This is a genomic window from Desulfobulbaceae bacterium DB1, assembly GCA_001914235.1.
GTDB lineage: Bacteria > Desulfobacterota > Desulfobulbia > Desulfobulbales > SURF-16 > DB1.
The window spans coordinates 181,791-200,382 of the sequence record MQUF01000006.1 but is presented as its reverse complement, the minus strand read 5'-3'; the positions used below and the strand labels follow the sequence as shown (position 1 = coordinate 200,382).

Annotated in this window: 16 protein-coding genes; 9 read left to right on the top strand and 7 right to left on the bottom strand. The window is 53.3% G+C overall.

The genetic code is table 11. The features are described from left to right. Nucleotides 1–25: 25 nt before the first annotated feature. Entirely contained in the window at nt 26–895 is an 870-nt protein-coding gene (locus BM485_07590; protein OKY75584.1) for an HD family phosphohydrolase, read from the bottom strand. Next, on the bottom strand, nt 895–1,206 hold the full coding sequence (locus tag BM485_07585; GenBank protein ID OKY75583.1) for a hypothetical protein: 312 nt from the start codon (nt 1,204–1,206) through the stop codon (nt 895–897). The genes BM485_07590 and BM485_07585 overlap by 1 nt, the downstream gene beginning before the upstream one ends. Before the next feature lie 198 nt (nt 1,207–1,404). Here BM485_07585 and BM485_07580 point away from each other — a divergent pair, with 198 nt between their 5' ends. Then, complete coding sequence (locus tag BM485_07580; protein ID OKY75582.1) at nt 1,405–1,680, top strand: transcriptional regulator; 276 nt, start codon at nt 1,405–1,407, stop codon at nt 1,678–1,680. Nucleotides 1,681–1,808: 128 nt separating this feature from the next. On the opposite strand, the gene BM485_07575 is transcribed toward BM485_07580, so the two are convergent. Continuing rightward, nucleotides 1,809–2,912, bottom strand: a complete 1,104-nt coding sequence (locus BM485_07575; GenBank protein OKY75581.1) for a tRNA preQ1(34) S-adenosylmethionine ribosyltransferase-isomerase QueA — start codon at nt 2,910–2,912, stop codon at nt 1,809–1,811. 29 nt (nt 2,913–2,941) lie between these two features. Next, nucleotides 2,942–3,139 carry a hypothetical protein gene (locus BM485_07570; protein ID OKY75774.1) on the bottom strand — a complete coding sequence of 66 codons (198 nt, stop codon included), beginning with the start codon at nt 3,137–3,139 and terminating at the stop codon, nt 2,942–2,944. 200 nt (nt 3,140–3,339) lie between these two features. On the opposite strand from BM485_07570, the gene BM485_07565 reads away from it, so the two are divergent. The 3 genes from BM485_07565 (at nt 3,340) to BM485_07555 (ending at nt 8,411) form a co-directional block, all read left to right on the top strand. Further along, nucleotides 3,340–4,410: a 4-hydroxy-3-methylbut-2-en-1-yl diphosphate synthase gene (locus tag BM485_07565; GenBank protein OKY75580.1), complete on the top strand. Its 1,071-nt coding sequence runs from the start codon at nt 3,340–3,342 to the stop codon at nt 4,408–4,410. Nucleotides 4,411–4,483: 73 nt separating this feature from the next. Then, the gene (locus tag BM485_07560; protein ID OKY75579.1) at nt 4,484–6,205 is read left to right on the top strand and encodes a proline--tRNA ligase; all 1,722 of its coding nucleotides are present in this window, start codon (nt 4,484–4,486) and stop codon (nt 6,203–6,205) included. Nucleotides 6,206–6,215: 10 nt separating this feature from the next. Further along, nucleotides 6,216–8,411 carry a GTP pyrophosphokinase gene (locus BM485_07555; protein ID OKY75578.1) on the top strand — a complete coding sequence of 732 codons (2,196 nt, stop codon included), beginning with the start codon at nt 6,216–6,218 and terminating at the stop codon, nt 8,409–8,411. 88 nt (nt 8,412–8,499) lie between these two features. On the opposite strand, the gene BM485_07550 is transcribed toward BM485_07555, so the two are convergent. Further along, nucleotides 8,500–8,706, bottom strand: coding sequence for a 50S ribosomal protein L28 (locus BM485_07550; protein OKY75577.1), 207 nt, complete (start codon nt 8,704–8,706; stop codon nt 8,500–8,502). Nucleotides 8,707–9,026: 320 nt separating this feature from the next. On the opposite strand from BM485_07550, the gene BM485_07545 reads away from it, so the two are divergent. From BM485_07545 to BM485_07530, 4 genes are all read left to right on the top strand, one after another. Beyond that, nucleotides 9,027–10,364: a hypothetical protein gene (locus BM485_07545; GenBank protein ID OKY75576.1), complete on the top strand. Its 1,338-nt coding sequence runs from the start codon at nt 9,027–9,029 to the stop codon at nt 10,362–10,364. Nucleotides 10,365–10,388: 24 nt separating this feature from the next. Then, nucleotides 10,389–11,234 (top strand): c-type cytochrome biogenesis protein CcsB, encoded by an 846-nt coding sequence (locus tag BM485_07540; protein ID OKY75575.1) that lies wholly within the window; start codon nt 10,389–10,391, stop codon nt 11,232–11,234. Nucleotides 11,235–11,473: 239 nt separating this feature from the next. Beyond that, nucleotides 11,474–11,860: a class III cytochrome c gene (locus BM485_07535; protein ID OKY75773.1), complete on the top strand. Its 387-nt coding sequence runs from the start codon at nt 11,474–11,476 to the stop codon at nt 11,858–11,860. 112 nt (nt 11,861–11,972) lie between these two features. Continuing rightward, complete coding sequence (locus tag BM485_07530) at nt 11,973–13,994, top strand: penicillin-binding protein (protein ID OKY75574.1); 2,022 nt, start codon at nt 11,973–11,975, stop codon at nt 13,992–13,994. A 49-nt stretch (nt 13,995–14,043) separates the two neighbouring features. Here the strand turns inward: BM485_07530 and BM485_07525 are convergent, their stop codons facing one another. After that, complete coding sequence (locus BM485_07525) at nt 14,044–14,727, bottom strand: hypothetical protein (GenBank protein OKY75573.1); 684 nt, start codon at nt 14,725–14,727, stop codon at nt 14,044–14,046. A gap of 209 nt (nt 14,728–14,936) precedes the next feature. After that, nucleotides 14,937–15,797 (bottom strand): hypothetical protein, encoded by an 861-nt coding sequence (locus tag BM485_07520; protein OKY75572.1) that lies wholly within the window; start codon nt 15,795–15,797, stop codon nt 14,937–14,939. A 175-nt stretch (nt 15,798–15,972) separates the two neighbouring features. On the opposite strand from BM485_07520, the gene BM485_07515 reads away from it, so the two are divergent. Then, complete coding sequence (locus BM485_07515) at nt 15,973–18,237, top strand: hypothetical protein (GenBank protein ID OKY75571.1); 2,265 nt, start codon at nt 15,973–15,975, stop codon at nt 18,235–18,237. Nucleotides 18,238–18,592 lie beyond the last annotated feature (355 nt).

Genomic DNA, 18,592 nt, shown 5'->3' with positions numbered 1-18,592 from the left:
AATTTCCATTGCCTGCTATCTGTTATCAAGATGTAACGCTTCGTTCCAGCTCGGATTGTATTTCCAGGCTGAAGCCCTTGACATCCCAGAGTTTTTCCTCAACCTGCTCGATTATTTCATCAATGTCCTGGGCCGAAAGATTCAGCATCTCCCAGGCGCTTTTGCTCAGCGGCGGCACCCAGACGTCATCGCCGTGACCGTACCCGAGACCACGAATCAGAATATCGCTGAAATGAATAATTGCGGCGGTGAGCTTTTCGTCTTTGGCATCCGTGGGATTATGATGGCAGGCAATGGACTCCACCAGCTTCGGCGGCAGATTCCAGCTTTTTGCCAGCCAACCGCCGACTTCGGCATGATCGAGCCCGAGCAGTTCACGTTCGGCGGCAAGCATGCTGATCTCTTTCTCACGAACCAGTTGGCCGAGGGCTTCGCATTCCCGACGAAGTTCCATCTTGATCGCCACCTTGCCGATATCATGAATAAGACCGGCGGTGCTTACCTCTTCCGGGTCACTTACCTCAAGACGTTTGGCCAGCACACTGCAGACAACCGCGCAGCCCAGGGAATGCTCCCACAGCTCCATATCCTGGGACTCCATCAACTCAAAAATCGACGAACTGATGATGAGACTCTTGATAACGTTGAACCCAAGGAGAATGATGGCACTGTTTAACGAACTGATTTTCTGTGGAAAACCGTAAAAGGCCGAATTGACAAGCTTCAGGAGTTTTGCGGCGAGAATGTGATCCTTGCTGATCACCTTGCCCATCTGCTCCGTGGTCGTGTCCGGATCCTCCGCCATTCTGGTCAGCTTGGAAATAATTCCGGGCAGGGTGGGAAGATTTTTCACCTCCCGCAGTGCCTTACGAAAATCCGCCTGTTTCGTGTCCATTACGCGCCCTTTCTGCCCGCAACCGTGCGCTGCATAATTTTCTTTTTGATGTACATGAGGGGCGGGACATGCTTGACCCGGGAAAATCGTTTTTCAATATCGGCCAGTTCCTGCTCCAGGCTCTTTTCACCCTCAACCTGAACCGGATGCCCCTCCACGGTGACATATCCCACCTCCATTTTGATAATTCGATCAATCATGGAAGCGGTGAGCGTGGTTCCCTTGCCGCAAAGAATGCGACCATCCGGCGTATTGACATCCTTGGCCAGCACCATTCCCTCCGCAGCCTGCAAACTTAAAATCTGCTGCATGATTTTACCTCCTTGGCCCTCGAACTGAATGAAAAATGTCGTCTGAGAGTTGACAGACTCGCTTCGCAACATTACTATCAGTACGTTTCCGGATTAAAATATATTCGTGAGCCGAAGCCTCCCCAAATCGGAAGACGACTTCACGTTTTCATTTTTTAACCATTTTTAAAGATTATACTTTTTTTAGGGAGAACTCAAATGCCTATTTACGAATACGAGTGCCAAAAATGCAAGAAGGTTACCGAGGCCTGGCAAAGTATTTCCGACGAACCGTTGACTGACTGTCCGGACTGCCATGGAAATCTGAAAAAAATCATCTCAAGCAGCGCCTTCCACCTTAAGGGCGGCGGCTGGTACGCCGATGGATACTCAAGCTGCAAATCAGGCAAGTGCGACGCCTCCCCCGCCTCCCCATCCGCAACCGGCGGATGCGGCAAGGAATCTTCCGCATGCCCCTGCGCCGCGGCATCATAATCCGGAAAACAGATTACGATTCAGGAACCGGGAAAAAATGTTTTTTTGTGACTCCCGGCTCCTGAACCCTGACACCATTTAAGCCTTGTCCCCACGGACATTGCTTACCGAAACGGATCTCTCCGCTCCTATTCCCCCTGAATTATCATCGCATCGCCGTAACTGAAAAAACGGTAGTCATGTTCCAGGGCATGTCGATAACAGGAAAGGAGCTGCTCGCGTCCGACCAGGGCGCTGACCATGAAAAGCAGTGAAGAGCCGGGCAAATGAAAATTGGTGATGACATTTTTCACCAGCTTGAATCTGTATCCCGGTTTTATATACAGGCTGCACCATCCTTCAGCGGCATGCATCATTCCCGAAGCATCAGCCGCGAATTCCAGAGCCCGGACCGTGGTGGTTCCCACCGCCCATATTCGATTTCCCCTCAGTCCGACCTCATTTATTTTGTCCGCCGTCTTTTGCGAAACCGTTAAAAATTCGGAATGAACCTGATGATCACGGATATCCCGTACCCGTACCGGCGCAAAAGTACCGTATCCGACATGCAGGGTGACGGACTCTCTTTCCACTCCCTTGTCGGCAATGGCGGCCAGCAGATCATCGGTAAAATGCAATCCCGCGGTGGGTGCGGCAATGGCCCCGGTCCGGGCGGCAAAAACCGTTTGATAACGTTCCCTGTCCCGCCCTTCCTCCCCCTTCTTTCTTTTGATGTACGGAGGCAAAGGCAGCCGGCCATACTGTTCAAGAAGCAAGGCGAGATCGCCGCTGTAATGCAGCTCCACCAACGCCTTGCCGTCGGCAAGAAGCTCGACCACCTCGGCGGAAAAATCATCGGCAAAGATGATCCGCTGTGCGGGCCGGCAGCGCTTGGAGCTGCGCAACAGACCCACCACCTCGGCCCGTCCCCGGCAATTTCCGCTTCCGTCCTCGGGCAGCGACATCTCTTTGGGATAATGAAGCACGAGCAGTTCCACCCGCCCGCCGCTTTCCTTATTGCCCAAAAGTCGAGCCGGAAAAACCCTGGTGTTGTTCACCACAAGCAGATCACCGGGGGAAAAAAAATCGACGATATCAGTAAAAACATGGTCATGGATGGCGCCGGTTGGCCGGGTAAGGGCCAGCAGCTTCGAACAATCGCGCCGGGAAACCGGATGCTGGGCGATCTTTTCCGGCGGCAGCTCATAGCGGTACGAATCAATATCATAATCAAGGGGGATTTTATCAGGCATGGGAAATCAAAAATAGTGTAAGCAAAAGACTACAGTAAACCTGTCCGCTGGGTAAGATAGCAGAGCAAAAGCCCCGCCCCCATGGCAAGCAGGCCGATAACGCGCAGGACAGCGGGATCCATTGAGGAAATCTGTTTCAGCCAGTTCTGCATGGCTTCGGGGAAGGCCACATAGGGCAACGCCTCCAGGATCAAAACCACACCTATGAGAGAAAGTAAGAATTTCATGGCCGCCATACTAGCAGGAGCGATGAAGGAATTCAACAGGGAAGAAACCGCAGGGCCCGGCTTCCTGGATGATTTCCCCGGTCATTTCCCCCGTTTGCCGGTGCTTTGCTCCTTGGTATCCGCGGTTATGAGAAATTTTCCTTGGGAAGGTTCATTTCCGACTTAAAAGTTTCAAAAAAAACATGTATAGTTGCTGCACTATGATTACAAGAAAACCGACAAAACAAATCAAGGTAGGCAATGTGGCCATTGGCGGCAATGCTCCCATTGCCGTTCAGTCCATGACCAATACCGACACCCGCGACGTGGAGAGCACGGTTGAGCAAATCCGCAGACTGGAGTCAGCCGGCTGTGAGATCATCCGGGTTGCGGTGCCGGACATGGAGGCCGCCGGGGCAATCCGCGCCATCCGGGACCGCATCTCCATCCCGCTGATCGCCGACATCCATTTTGATCATCGACTGGCGGTTGCCGCCATGGAAAACGGCGCCCAGGGAATCAGGATCAATCCCGGCAATATCGGCGGGCCGGAAAAACTGGGCAAGGTCGTTGAGGCTGCCAAAGCGCATCATGTGCCGATTCGGGTTGGGGTAAATTCCGGTTCGGTTGAAAAAGATATCCTGGCCCACCACGGGCACCCGACCGCCGAGGCTTTGGTCGAAAGCGCCATACGCAACATCCGCCTGCTGGAAAAACTTCATTTTTTCGAACAGAAAATTTCCCTCAAGTCATCCGACACCCTGACCACCGTGGAGGCGTACCGTCTGCTTTCAAGCCAGTGCGAATACCCGCTTCACCTCGGGGTGACTGAAGCGGGCGGACTCATCGCCGGCACGGTCAAATCGAGCGTTGCCCTGGGAATGTTGCTTTATGAAGGAATCGGCGACACATTCCGTATTTCCCTTACCCGTGATCCGGTTGAGGAAATCAGGGTTTCCTACGAACTGCTCCGCTGCCTTCGCATCAGGGAGCGAGGCCCCGAACTCATCTCCTGCCCCACCTGCGGACGCTGCCGGATCAATTTATTCAATCTGGCGGAAAAGGTGGAAGAGCACATTCAGCAGATGGACACGCCACTGAAGGTTGCCGTCATGGGGTGCATAGTAAACGGCCCGGGCGAGGCAAAAGAGGCTGACATCGGCCTGGCGGGCGGCAAAGGAGTGGGAATTATATTTAAAAAAGGGAAACTGGACAAAAAAGTTCCGGAAGACCAGCTGCTGGAGGTCTTTCTCGCCGAACTTGACGCCCTGGCCGAAGAAAAAAAAATGTAAACAAACCGCACCGTTTCATCATTCCTCCGCCGGAAACGGAGGAAGATATAGACAAACAACCATAAGGACGATCATGCGCTTTACCCAGCTGCTTTTACCGACTCTGAAAGAAACCCCTGCCGAGGCTGAAGTCATCAGCCACAAGCTGCTGCTGCGGGCAGGCTTTATCCGCAAACTTGCCTCCGGCATCTATTCCTACCTCCCCCTGGGTCTGAAATCCATCCGCAAGGTCGAACAGATCGTCCGGGAGGAGATGAACAACGCCGGAGCCCAGGAGCTGCTCCTGCCCATGGTGCAGCCGGCCGACCTTTGGCAGGAATCCGGCCGCTGGAAGAAATACGGACCGGAACTGCTCCGTTTTACCGACCGTCATGACCGTGAAAGCTGCCTCGGGCCCACCCATGAGGAAGTGATCACCGATCTGGTCCGAAAAAATATCCATTCCTACCGCAACCTGCCGGTCAACCTCTACCAGATTCAAACCAAATTCCGGGATGAAATCCGCCCTCGTTTCGGCTTGATGCGGGGCCGGGAATTCATCATGAAGGACGGTTACAGCTTCGACGCCACTGAAAAAGGGGCGGAAGAAACCTACGAAAAAATGAACTCCGCCTACCATCGGATTTTTCAACGGTGCGGCCTGACCTTCAGGGCGGTGGAGGCCGACTCCGGCTCCATCGGCGGCAGTTTTTCCCATGAATTCATGGTGCTGGCCGATACCGGCGAAGACACCATTGTCATCTGCTCCAGCTGCTCCTACGCCGCCAATATGGAAAAGGCCAGGGCCATGGAAAGCCCCGGCCCCGAGGCAGGCGAAGAACTGCCGGTCAGCCGCGTTGAAACGCCGGGCAAACGCAAGGTGCAGGCCGTCTGCGAATTCCTTGATATTTCGCCGAAAAACCTGGTCAAAACCATGATCTACGTGGCAGACGGTGAACCGGTGGCCGTGCTGCTGCGTGGCGACCATGAGGTGCAGGAGGTCAAATTGCAGAACCTGCTGCACGCGACTGACGTCCGGCTGGCCGACGAGCAGGAAACCTTTGATTTCACCGGCACTCCGACCGGCTATCTCGGGCCCGTCGGGCTGAAACTGAAAATGGTTGCTGATCTGGAAGTGACGAAGATGGCCAACTTCACCACCGGCGCCAATGAAAAAAACTTCCACCTGCAAAACGTCAGGATCGGCCGCGATTTCAGCATCAGTCAGTCCGCCGATCTGCGCATGGTCACCGCCGATGACCGCTGCCCCCTGTGCGGCGGAGCGCTGTCTCTGACCCGCGGTATCGAGGTGGGACACATCTTTAAACTGGGCACCACGTACAGCGAGGCGCTGCATGCCACCTTTCTCGACGACCAGGGCAAGGAGATTCCCTTTGTCATGGGTTGCTACGGCATCGGCGTCAGCCGTTCCGTGGCCGCGGCCATCGAACAGAACCACGACAAGGACGGCATCATCTTCCCGGTCCCCATCGCCCCTTTTCAGGTGATCCTGCTCAATCTTTCCGTCAAGGACGAGGAAATCACCCGGGCCACGGAAAACCTCTATGATGAATTCCGCAAAAACGGTATCGAGGTGCTGCTCGATGACCGGGACGAAAGGCCGGGCATCAAATTCAAGGATGCCGATCTGATCGGTATCCCCTTCCGGGTAACGGTGGGGAAAAGCCTGACCCAGGAAGGGAAAATCGAGATCAGGGAAAGAAAAACCGGCACGACCATCTCCGTGGGTGTTTCGGAAACCACGGCAAAACTCAAACAGCTGATCGATGACGCCATGATGAGCTGCCGGAACTAAAGGTGGCCGCATGGCGCAGCACATTCCCATTACCAACGAACCGATCACGGTAGACGACCTTGTCCACCGGGCTCAGGGCTACCTGAGCCCCGGCGACACCGACGAATTGCGCAAGGCCTATGACTATGCCGTAAAAATTCACGGCAACCGCAAAAGGGCCGACGGCACCCCCTACATCCTCCACCCCCTGGCTGTCGCCCATACCCTGGCATCCATGCAGCTTGACCTGGAAACACTGCAGGCCGGGCTGCTGCACGGCATTTTCAAGGAACCCGGCACCAAGGCAACCGAAAAAGAACTGGAAGAACTCTTCGGCCCGGATGTCAAGGAAATCGTCTGCGGCGTTACCCGAATCGACAATATCGAGCATAATACAAACCTTGACTACCAGGCGGAAAACATCCGGAAGATGCTGCTCGCCATGTCTTCCGATATCCGTATCCTGCTCCTGAAACTGGCCGACCGTCTCCACCTCATGCACCTGATGGACATGCCTGATACGGAAAAAAAGGATTACGCCGCCGAGACCATGGATCTCTACGCTCCCCTTGCCAGCCGGCTCGGTATCGACTGGATGAAACGGGAGCTGGAGGACCTCGCCTTTGCCCATCTCCATCCCCTTGAATATCAGGATCTCGCCGCCCGGGTGGACTCGTCGACCAGCGACCGCGCCATCTACGTGGAAGAGATCAAGAAAATCCTTACCACCAAACTCAGGGAACAGGGCCTGACCGATTTTCTCATCCTCGGCCGGCCCAAACATCTTTACTCCATCTACCGAAAACTTATCGCCCAGCGCATCCCGCTGGAAAAAGTCTATGACAAGGTTGCCTTCCGCATCATCCTGAAAACCGTGCGGGAGTGCTATGAAGCCCTCGGCCTGGTCCATTCCCTCTGGGTTCCCATTGACGGCCGCTTCAAGGATTTTATCAGCTCGCCCAAGTCAAACATGTACCAGTCCCTGCACACCTCGGTCATCGGTCCCCATGGTGATTTCATGGAGATCCAGATCCGCACCGAAGAGATGGACAAAATCGCCAAGGAGGGAATCGCCGCGCACTGGGCCTACAAGGAAGGAACGGCGATTTCCCACAAGGACGCCAAAATGTTCCAGTGGCTCAAGCAGCTCATCCAGTGGCTGCAGGAACTGAAGGATCCGAAGGAATTTCTAGAGGCATTCAAAGACGAGCTGCACCAAGGCGAAACCTATGTCCTTACCCCCAACGGCGAGGTGAAAGAGCTGCCCGAGGGCAGCACGCCGCTGGATTTCGCCTATGCCATCCATACCCAGGTGGGCAATCGCTGCACCGGCGCAAAGATAAACGGACGCCTGGTGCCGCTCAAGACAGTCCTGCACACCGGCGATGTGGTTGAAATCCTGACATCTCCGCACCAGCAGCCGAGCAGGGGCTGGCTGTCACTGGTCAAGACCAGTCGGGCAAAAAGCCGGATTCGCTCCTGGCTGCGCCAGGATGAGATGGAAAAAACCCTGAAGCTCGGACAGGAGATTTGTGAACGAGAGCTGCGCAAACACAACCTGAGCCTGAAAAAACTGATCAAGACCGGCCATCTCAGGGAAATCCTCAAGCGCGCCAATTCCAATACCATGGAAGAGCTGCTGCGCAGGGTCGGTTCCGGAAAAATCAGGACGGACCAGATCATCGACCTGATGCTCCCAGCCGAGCTTAAAAAAGCAAAAGAGGAAGAGATCCCCCTTGCCGTTGAAGCAGCCGTTGAAACTGCCGCGCCACCGGCACCGAAACCGTCAACAGGGGATGCCATTGTCATCGACGGCATTGACGACATGCTGATCAAGATCAGCCAATGCTGCCTGCCCATGCCGGGCGATGATGTCATGGGATTCATCACGACGGGAAGGGGAATCTCCGTCCACAAGGCCCTGTGCCCCAACCTGCAGGCCACGGACCCGGAACGAAGAATCGAGGTAAGCTGGTCCAGCTCGGCGAGAACCCAGCATCGGGCTCATATCCAGATTCTTGCCCATGACCAGAAAGGACTGCTGGTTTCCATCTGCAACGCCATCACCAATGACGATGCCAATATTCTCAACGTGGATGCCCACACATCAAAAGACAATATCGCCAGGCTCAATATTGTTCTTGAAGTGAACAATATCGACCACCTGAGCACATTGCTGCAGCATCTGCGTCAGCTGAATCAGGTGATTGAGGCCAAGAGGAAATAAACAAAACAACCCGAGAAAAAAGCCGTTCAGGAAAACGGTTCTTTCTCGGGTGCGGTGGAAAAAAGATTTTTTCGGCAGGAAATCGAAATCAGGCGTTGCGGACCAGCGGCTTAACCACGGCGCCGGAACGGATACAACGGGTACAAACCCTGATCTGTTTAGCATTGCCGCCGGGGGTAGCCACGCGGACTTTCTTCAGATTGGGCAGCCAACGGCGTCTTGTCTTGTTATGGGCATGGCTGACATTGTTACCGGAAACAGGCTTTTTGCCGCAAATATCACATTCTCTAGACATAATCAACTCCTTAGGACATAGATGATCCGGCCGTAGTCATTTGAAAGAAACAGCCGATATATTTTTTGCAAGAACCAGGATTTATACATCGTCCTCCCGACCATGGCAAGTTTTTTTTATCAGGGAGACACTGAAAAAAAGTTTAAAATCCATGTTATCTTTTCATGAACTTTCTGCTACTATTTGTGTCACAAGTTATGAGTCCTCATACCCTTTAATGATATTGACACTTTGTCACACTCCATGGTATCAGGTTTTTTCCATACTTACGTCCGCCCCATAACCTGTTTCAATTAACCCTTACAATATACAAGGACAGCATGAGCAATCAGAAAAACAGCATCTGGTCTTTTTTTGCCTCGGTCAAACTAGCCCTTTTTGTTCTTTTCCTCCTCGCTGTGGCTTCCATCATCGGCACGGTCATTCCGCAAAACAGTCCAATGGAAGCGTATGTCCAGCAGTACGGCGAAAACATGGCACGACTTTTTCAAGTACTTGACATCCCCGACATGTATAATTCATGGTGGTTTGTCAGCCTGCTCGTCCTTCTCGGCCTCAACCTGACCATCTGTACCATAGAAAGGCTGCCCCATGTCTGGGCAATGGTGGTGCTGGACAATCTGCAAACCGACCTTGACCGGCTCCCCAAGATGAATCCACGCAAGGAAATCGTCACATCCGCCTCGCCTGAAAACACTGCCGTCCAGGTCCGGGCCGGCCTGAACGACAAAGGCTGGAAATCAAAAGAAACCGAACGCGACGGCGGCCTTCTTCTTTTCGCCCAAAAAGGCCCATGGACCCGTCTCGGTGTCTATGTCGTCCATACCAGCATCCTTGTTATCTTTGCAGGTGCCATGATCGGTTCCTATTTCGGTTACAAGGGCAGCATCATGCTTCCCGAAACCCGCAAAACCGACACTATCTACCAGTTCCAAACCCAAAAACCGATCAACCTGGGCTTTGAAGTCCTGTGCAAACGATTCACCCTGTCCCACTACCCGAACGGCGCGCCGAAAGAATTTCGCTCCGACCTGGCCATTCTCGAAAACGGCAAGGAGGTCCTGAGCAAATCCATCGTGGTCAACGACCCTCTTTCCTACAAGGGTCACACCTTTTATCAGTCAAGTTACCAGTCATACGAGAAATTCCTGGTCACCCTTGTCAATAACCAGACACAAAACAAAGAGCTTTTTCTGATTGAACCGGGCAAGGAAATAAAGTGGGACGGCGAAAATGTCACCTTCGGCATTATCAACAGAAACATGACCGACACGCCGATGAAATTCCAGTATAAAATCTGGTTGACCGACGGTTCCGGCAGCGGAGAGCCTTTCTGGATTACCGACGGCGACTCCATGACCGTTAGCCGCGGCGACACGCAGTATACATTCGCCATGAAGGAGTTTTTCGCAACCGGACTGCAGGTCACCAAGGATCCCGGCGTCTGGTATGTCTACCTGGGATGCACGCTTATGCTGCTTGGCCTGATGGTTGCTTTTTTCCTTTCGCACCAGCGCGTATGGGTTTACATTAAAAAAGAAAACGATGAAACCCATATCATGATCTGCGGCAACAGCAATAAAAACAAACCTGCTTTTGAAAAGAGTTTTGAGGCGCTTACCGCCTCCATCACCGCAAAAGTACAAACTCTTTCCTAGTCACAATCATACAGAGGATAGACAATGACAAGTTCGCAACTTTTAGGCATAAGTACCATCGGATACCTCATTGCTTCGGCGCTTTACATCGCCACCCTGATTTTCAAGACCAGAAAGAGCGGCATCGCGGCTTCCCTGGTTACCCTCATTACCTTTTTCGTCCAGACCGCGGGACTAGGCCTCAGGTGGTATGAATCATACCAGATGGGCATGGGCCACGCACCGCTGTCCAACATGTACGAATCCCTGGTCTTTTTTTCCTGGGCCATAGTAATTTTTTACCTGCTGATGGAAGTGAAATTCAACAACAGGCTGATCGGCGCCTTTGCCATACCCTTTGCCTTTATCAGCATGGCGTATGCCTCATTCGGCAAAGGCATCAACCAGGAAATATCCCCATTGATCCCCGCCCTGCAGAGTAACTGGCTGATTGCCCATGTTATCACCTGCTTCATCGGTTACGCCGCCTTTGCCGTTGCCTGCGGCCTCGGATTCATGTACCTGCTGAAAAACTCTGCGGAAGAGAAGAAGGATGACGGGCTTATCAGCACCCTGCCTTCTCTCAAAATAATTGATGACATCATTCATAAAAGCATGATTTTCGGTTTTCTTTGGCTGAGCGCGGGCATCATCACCGGCGCCATCTGGGCCAATTCCGCCTGGGGAACTTACTGGAGCTGGGACCCCAAGGAAACCTGGTCGCTGATCACCTGGTTTATCTATGCCGCCACCCTGCATGCCCGTTTTACCCGTGGCTGGCAAGGAAAAAGAATTGCCTGGCTGGCGATCATCGGCTTCGTTTCGGTCATTTTCACCTACTTCGGCGTCAACTTTCTGCTCTCCGGCCTGCACAGCTACGGCAGCAGCTAAGCCTTTGGAAACACACAACATGAGCATCAAAATGCTCAATAAATCACAGGGAGCCGTTACGAAAGAAATGATGAACCACGTTATTGCGCAACGGCTCCTGAAAAAATGAATAGCAAATCATTTTTCTCCGCTTCCATCTTGACAAACGACCCGAGAAGTCGTAAAAAAGATGGAGTTTAGAGGTTTTTTTCACTGGCTCTTATGGATGTGTAAAAATTAATCAAGGGAGAAAAAAAATGATTAAAAAAACTATTGTTAGCGCAGCAGCTCTCGCGGTACTTTTCGGTTTCACCATGCCCGTCATGGCTGATAACGGTCCGGCCGACATGACCCTGCAGGCAACCGTGGATGCGGCAGCCAAACCAAAACCAGCGGTTTTCCCCCACAAGAAACATCAGGATGCCGGATTGAAATGCGGCGAATGCCATCACGGCAAAGGCGCTGACGGCAAGAAAACCGACTATACCGACGGGATGAAAATCGAGAAATGCGAGTCCTGCCACAATAAAGCAGCCGGACTGCCGAAAGAAGTTGCAACATTCAAAGATGCGGCTCACACCAACTGCAAAGGCTGCCATCAGAAAGGCGGCAAAGGCCCCACCAAATGTGGAGATTGCCACAAATAAGTATCGCTTGACATCAGTCTCATAAAAAAAAGGCTGCTCCCTGGAGCGGCCTTTTTTTTATGAAATAACTCAAATCCTCCACCAAAAGAGATCCTCACCCCGCCCCTGAACCATGGCAGCACAAAACAACCCGCAAAAAGGGCAAAACCGAACACTGAGCCATATTCATCTTTCCCTTTATCTCCTGTTCATTGCCTTTCTCCTGACCGTCTTCATCGGGACGGTGATGTTTCTCTTCGTCTCCTTGAACATCCCCGACGTCGGCTCCCTGACCGAGTATAACCCGCCGGCCACAACCGTTATTCTTGACAGATACGGCAAGCAGGTTGACCGTATTTTCACGGAAAACCGTTACGTCATTCCCTATGACAAAATGCCGGAACAACTTCCACTGGCTTTTGTAGCCGCCGAAGACGCCCGTTTTTTCCAGCACGCCGGTGTTGACGCCTGGTCCATATTACGCGCCCTGCTGCACAACATCAGCAAAGGCGGCCGCGGTCAGGGCGGCAGCACCATTACCCAGCAGGTCGCCCGCTCGCTGCTGCTTTCTCCGGAAAAGACATACACCAGGAAGATCAAGGAGGCGATACTGGCCTACAAAATCGATAAAACCCTGAGTAAAAAGGAAATACTGCATATCTACCTGAACCAGATCTATTTCGGTGAAGGGGCGCATGGTGTCGACGCCGCAGCCCGGGTCTATTTCGATAAACGGGCCGAGCAACTGAACCTGGCGGAAATCGCCATTCTAGCCGGTCTTCCCCAGGCACCCAGCCGTTATTCACCCTTCAAGCATTTTGACCTGACCAAGAAAAGGCAGGCCTATGTATTAAACAGAATGGCGGAAGAGGGATATATCACCCCGACCATGGCCAGGAAGGCCTATGACCAGACCCTGCTCTGGGGGGCGCCGCTGGAAAGGGATGATGACTCCCGCTATTTTATCCAGTATGTGAAAAATTATATCCAGAACAAATACGGTACGGATGCCCTGGTATCCGGTGGGCTCACTGTTGAGACAACCCTTGACCAGGAACTGCAGAAATATGCGGCGTCTGCCGTCAGTCGCGGAGTCGCCAAATGGGCGGTGCGGCAAACGAGGAAATCCACGGACCTTCCCCAGGCGGCCCTGGTTGCCATGGAAAGCGAGACCGGTCACGTCAGGGCTGTGGTCGGCGGAACGGATTTCGACAAGAGCCAGTTCAACCGGGCAACCCAGGCAAAACGACAACCAGGCTCTTCCTTTAAACCGATAGTTTACGCGGCGGCCCTGCAAACAAACTTCACCCCGGCCTCGATTATTATCGACGAGCCTCTCGAGCTGCCGGGCTCAAACGGCGCCTCGAGCTGGCAGCCCCAGAACTTCAGCGAGGAATTTTACGGGCCGACGACAATCAGCACGGCGCTCATTCATTCCCGCAATATCGTTACCATCAAACTTCTCCAGGAAATGGGAATTGATCCGGCCCGCAGGTTAGCCAGGGCCCTGGGCATTGCTTCACCCATGATGAAGAATCTTTCCCTTGCCCTCGGCTCTTCCGAGGTCACCCTGCTGGAACTTACCGGCGCCTATACCGCCTTTGCCAATCAGGGAAAACGATCCCTGCCGGTTTTCATCACCCGCATAATCGACAGAAACGGAAAAATCCTGGAACAATGGCAGGCTGACGGCGAACAGGTGCTGGATGAGGAAACCGCCTTTCAAATTACCCATATCCTGAAAAACGCCATCGCGGAAGGAACCGGACGCAATGCCGGCGGGCTGCCCCAGGAATCAGCCGGCAAAACCGGCACCACGGACAAATACCGCGACGCCTGGTTTATCGGCTATACCCCGGAAATCGTCTGCGGCGTCTGGCTGGGCTTTGATCGGCGCGAATCACTGGGCACCAATGAAACCGGCGGCAAAGCCTGCGCGCCCGTCTGGCTCGATTTCATGCAGCATGTCCCCTACAAGCAAACAAAATTCGCGGTTCCCGAAAACATTGTCTTCCTGCCCATTACTCCGGAAACAGGGGCCTTTGATCCCAGCAACCTCGACAGATCGACCTGGTTGCCTTTCAAGAAGGACATGCTGCCGTGGGATACGCAAACACCCGCACCGGCAGAAGAGGTTTTTCCCGGTCTCAAATAAAAAAGCCGGGGTACGACCCCGGCTTTCCACATTTCCATAAAAGAAGAAACTAATTGCGTCGTTTGGGAACGTCCTTCAATTCATCCTTGCCCTGGAAGACAACGGTAAAATTCTTCGCAAGCAGATCAGAAAGATTTTCCGCTTCATCCGGGTTTATCGGTAAAACCCTGATCGCCACCCTTTTCTTCCCTGACGGCGCATCTTCAAATGAGGTCAGCACACTGATAACCCTGGCATTATTTTCCCGTAACACGCCTACCACCCTGGTGACGGAGCCGGGCTCATCGACTAGGTCGAAAACATACTGCATGGCGCCGTCCTTGATGCCGGTGCTGTGGATGAAGCCGCGCAGAACATCGGTTTCACTGAGCAGTCCGATGAGATAGCCGGATTCGTCAATAACCGGGATACCGGAAATTTTGCACTCCAGCATGATAACCGCCGCCTTCTCCAATGACTCATGTCCACCGATGACAATGGGGCTCGGGGTCATGAGATCCTTGACCTTCATCTCGGAAAGAAGATAGTACAGTTCATGCACGTCAAGCGACGTCGTTTTGGAGGGAGACGCATCCTTGACGTCACGATCAGTTATAATTCCAACCAGTTTCCCATGGGAAACAACGGGCAGACGGCGAATTGAATTTTCTTTCATGACACGGGTAGCCCGCATCAGCGACGTGTTTTCATCCACAGTCAGAACATTTTTCGCCATCCAGTCACGAATCAGCATGCTTCTTTTCCTCCCTGATCACTTTACAGATATCATCTGATGTTTTTTTGCTCACAACCGCGCATAGACAAAAAAGAGAATTATTCCATTTTACAAAGCATTATTTATAAAATATTCCCTTGCAGATGGCAAGGGTTTCAACTCTTTTGATCACCATCACGGCATCGATTTTCGCAAGGAGGATATGCGGCGACCGGCGCAACCGGGACTCACCATCCGGCGAGCCCTTCCCGCCACAGGTTGGCTTCCGCCTGACGCCGCTTGCACAAGCCCGATCCCGGCGACCAGAGGCGCTGCATGGCGACAATCTGATCCTCGACTTCGATCAGGATTTCCTTCCGCCGTGTCATGGTCAGGGAAGAATCATCAGCCTCGGCAAGAATATCACGGATGGACGCCATTTCCCGCCGCTTCGCACCGCTGAGACCGGTGCCCCGGTTGTAGACGATGCTGACCAGCACGGCGCGACACAACTCCGGCAAACGCGGCAGCGACGGATAAATGCCCTGGGTCTCAAGGTAAAAACGGGGCAGGGTTTTGTCGATAAACACCGACCAGGCCGCCTTGAACGGGATCTCGATCCCCATCCTTTTCAATTCAGCGGTTCGCTTTTTCGTGCCCGGCCTGCCGATATCCGAGGACAACGCCTCAAGAGCAGCCGGGGCAAGATGCGGCTCCCACGCCTCCCGGAAGCCGTCTTCCGAGTTGAACCGCAGATCAAAGCCGATGCCGATGGTAATACCGCTGGCTTCGCCCGGATAATGGGGCCAACGGCAGACCTGATCATAATAGGCCAGACCGCCGGTTTCCTCCCTGGCAATGAGGGCAACGCCATTGGTGGCCAGCGACGGAAAGGGCTCCGGCCGTTCTTCAAGCCAAAGCCAGAGATTACGGTCGGCAATGCCGCTTTCCGGCTGCCCCGCGCACTTCTGTCCGTAACATACTCCCCGCACGGTGCCGCTGCCGAAATCACCGTCCGGCACAAGCATCGCCCCCACCCGGTTCAGAAGCGACTGCAGCCGCTTCACCTCATCTCCCTTGGCCCCACGACGCAGTTCCGGATAGCTCATGTTCTTCTCCTGTTTGTCGAATAAACGCCGGCAATGTTTCCCATATTATATAGCACGAAATCCGATAAACGCACAAAAAGTAACAAACTTCGGCTCACAAAAAAAATCTTGCCCGGCTCATGGCGTCCGGTGATTTTAATCTTGCCGGAACACATATCAGTGAAGTAAAAATAATGTGGGCACAAAAAAACAGATATGTAACGCGGGCGAGAGCAGTGAGTTGACGCGCTTCGAAAAAACTCAGCCATTTGCCGTCCCGGCTGACGAGCCATTTTCCCGCCCCTGTTGCTTCTCCCTGTTGCATAAAACCTATCGGGCGGCATTTATGAATCAGGATTCTTTGCACAAAAAAAAACGCGGCGCAAAAACAGCATCCCGTGAAATGCGGGAGCGCGCCGAACGGTTGCTGCGCGAAAAGGCGTTGTCGGCTTCGGATATCACACCATCGGATATGCCGGAGCTCGTCCATGAGCTGCAGGTGCATCAGATCGAACTTGACATACAGAACGAGGAATTGCGCCGGACCAAACTGCAGCTTGAGGAATCCTGGCTTCGTTACGTCTATCTCTATGATCTCGCGCCGGTCGGTTATTTCACCTTTGACGGCAAGGGCCGTATAGTGGCGGCAAATCTCACCGCCGCCAAGCAGCTCGCTCTGGGGAAAGAGGCCCTGTTGCAAATGCCGTTTTCTTCTTTCCTGAGCCAGGATGATGCCGATCTGTTTTATCTGCATTTAAAAAAGGTATTTCGCACGGGCACGAAACAAAGCTGTGTTCTCACCGTTTTCCAGGAAAAAGGCGAACCGTTTCATGCCCAGCTTGACAGCATCGTTTCCGCCGTGTCCCACGATGAAAATCCCGTCTGCCAGACCACGATCACCGATGTCACCGAACGCAAGAAGCTGGAGGAGTCGCTGCAGATTTCAGAAACCTTCTTCCGCCGTCTCTTTGAAGAAGCCAGAGAGGGAATATTAATTCTCGATGCCGAGACCGGACAGATATCCCAGGTCAATCCTTTCCTGATGGAAATGCTGGGCTATTCATACGAGGATTTTTTGGGCAGGAAACTCTGGGAAATCGGTCTTTTCAAGGATGTTGATGAGTCGAGAGTCTCATTTGCGGAACTGCAGCACAAAGGATTTGTCCGTTACAGCAATTTGCCGCTGGAAACAAAAAACGGCAGGATAATTGCCGTGGAATTTATCAGCAGTGTTTTTCTGGTGAACCGTAAAAAAATGATTCAGTGCCGCATCCGCGAGGTCACCGGGCAGGCACTTGGGTCAGATTTTCCGCATGACGAGCACAACGGAACGGAACGACGCATGCGGGAGCGACGGAGCAAGCAGCGCACCAGCAATGAAGAGCTGATGCAGGAGAAAAAAAGAAACACGCAGCTGGAGGAATCCCTGCTGAAAGCCCTGGCGGAAATCAGAACATTGAAAGACCGGCTGGTGGTCGAAAATATTTACTTTCACCAGGAAAGCAAAAAGAAACATCAATTCGGCCACATCATCGGCCAAAGCGACGGCCTCAAGTATGTTCTCTATCGCGCCGAACAGGTCGCGCCGACAGATGCGACGGTGCTCGTCCTCGGCGAGACCGGCACGGGCAAGGAGCTGATTGCCGAGGTCATCCACCACTTGAGCCCCCGCAAGGATCGACCGTTGATCACCGTCAACTGCTCGGCACTGCCCGCCAATCTGATTGAAAGCGAATTGTTCGGCCGGGAGAAAGGCGCCTTTACCGGAGCCGATACCCGCCAGATAGGCCGCTTCGAGGTTGCGGACGGCTCCACCCTGTGTCTGGACGAAATCGGCGAACTGCCCATGGAGATGCAGGCCAAGCTGCTGCGGGTGATCCAGCATGGCGTGTTTGAACGCCTGGGCTCGTCAAAAAGCATCAAGGTTGATGTGCGCATCGTGGCCACCACCAATCGCAATCTTGAGGAAGCAATCCGTGCCGGCATCTTCCGGGAGGATCTTTTCTATCGGCTCAACGTCTTTCCCATCACGGTTCCGCCCTTGCGCCAGCGAATCGAAGATATCCCTTTACTGGTTCAGGCCTTTGTGGAACGTTATGTCCGCAAAATGGGAAAACAGATCACCTCGATCCCCAAGGAAACGATGCAGGCATTGCTGGATTATCCGTGGCCCGGCAACATCAGGGAGCTGGAAAGCATCATCGAACGGGCCGTGATCCTCTGCCCCGGACCTCTTCTGCAACTGGCGGATAAACTGGAGTCCTCCCCAATCCCCTCTTCCACCGGGGGAACCATGAAGGAAAGGGAGCGGGAACAAATCCTGCAGACCCTGGAAAAAACCAGGGGGCGGATTGAAGGAAAGGACGGGGCCGCCCAGCTCCTGGGCCTTCACCCCAGCACGCTGCGGGCGAGAATGCACAAGCTCGGCATCGTCCGTCCTCCTTCCGGATCGCCTGCTTAACCGTCTGTTTCCCTCAACATATTGAGGAGCCGCCATATTTCGAGGCAAGACCGCCCCCTTTCACCCTTCTCCGCCGCTTGTGTCGCTTCTTCTCAATCCTTGCCGCCAAAGGCCTTTCCCACACGTTCCCACCTGTTTTCGTTTGCAGGCACACCTCTTGCAGTAATCTTTCGTATACATGGATGGTGAGATGAAAGAAACATTACACGAAAGGAGGGAGTTATGGGATTTGTCATTGCTGTTTTGGTTGTTGTTATTCTCGTTATCGTCATCATGCGCTTAACTTAGAGGCCGTTACGAAATATCTTCTACTTTTTATCCATTTCTTTACGGCCTTTTATGGCGTTCATGAACC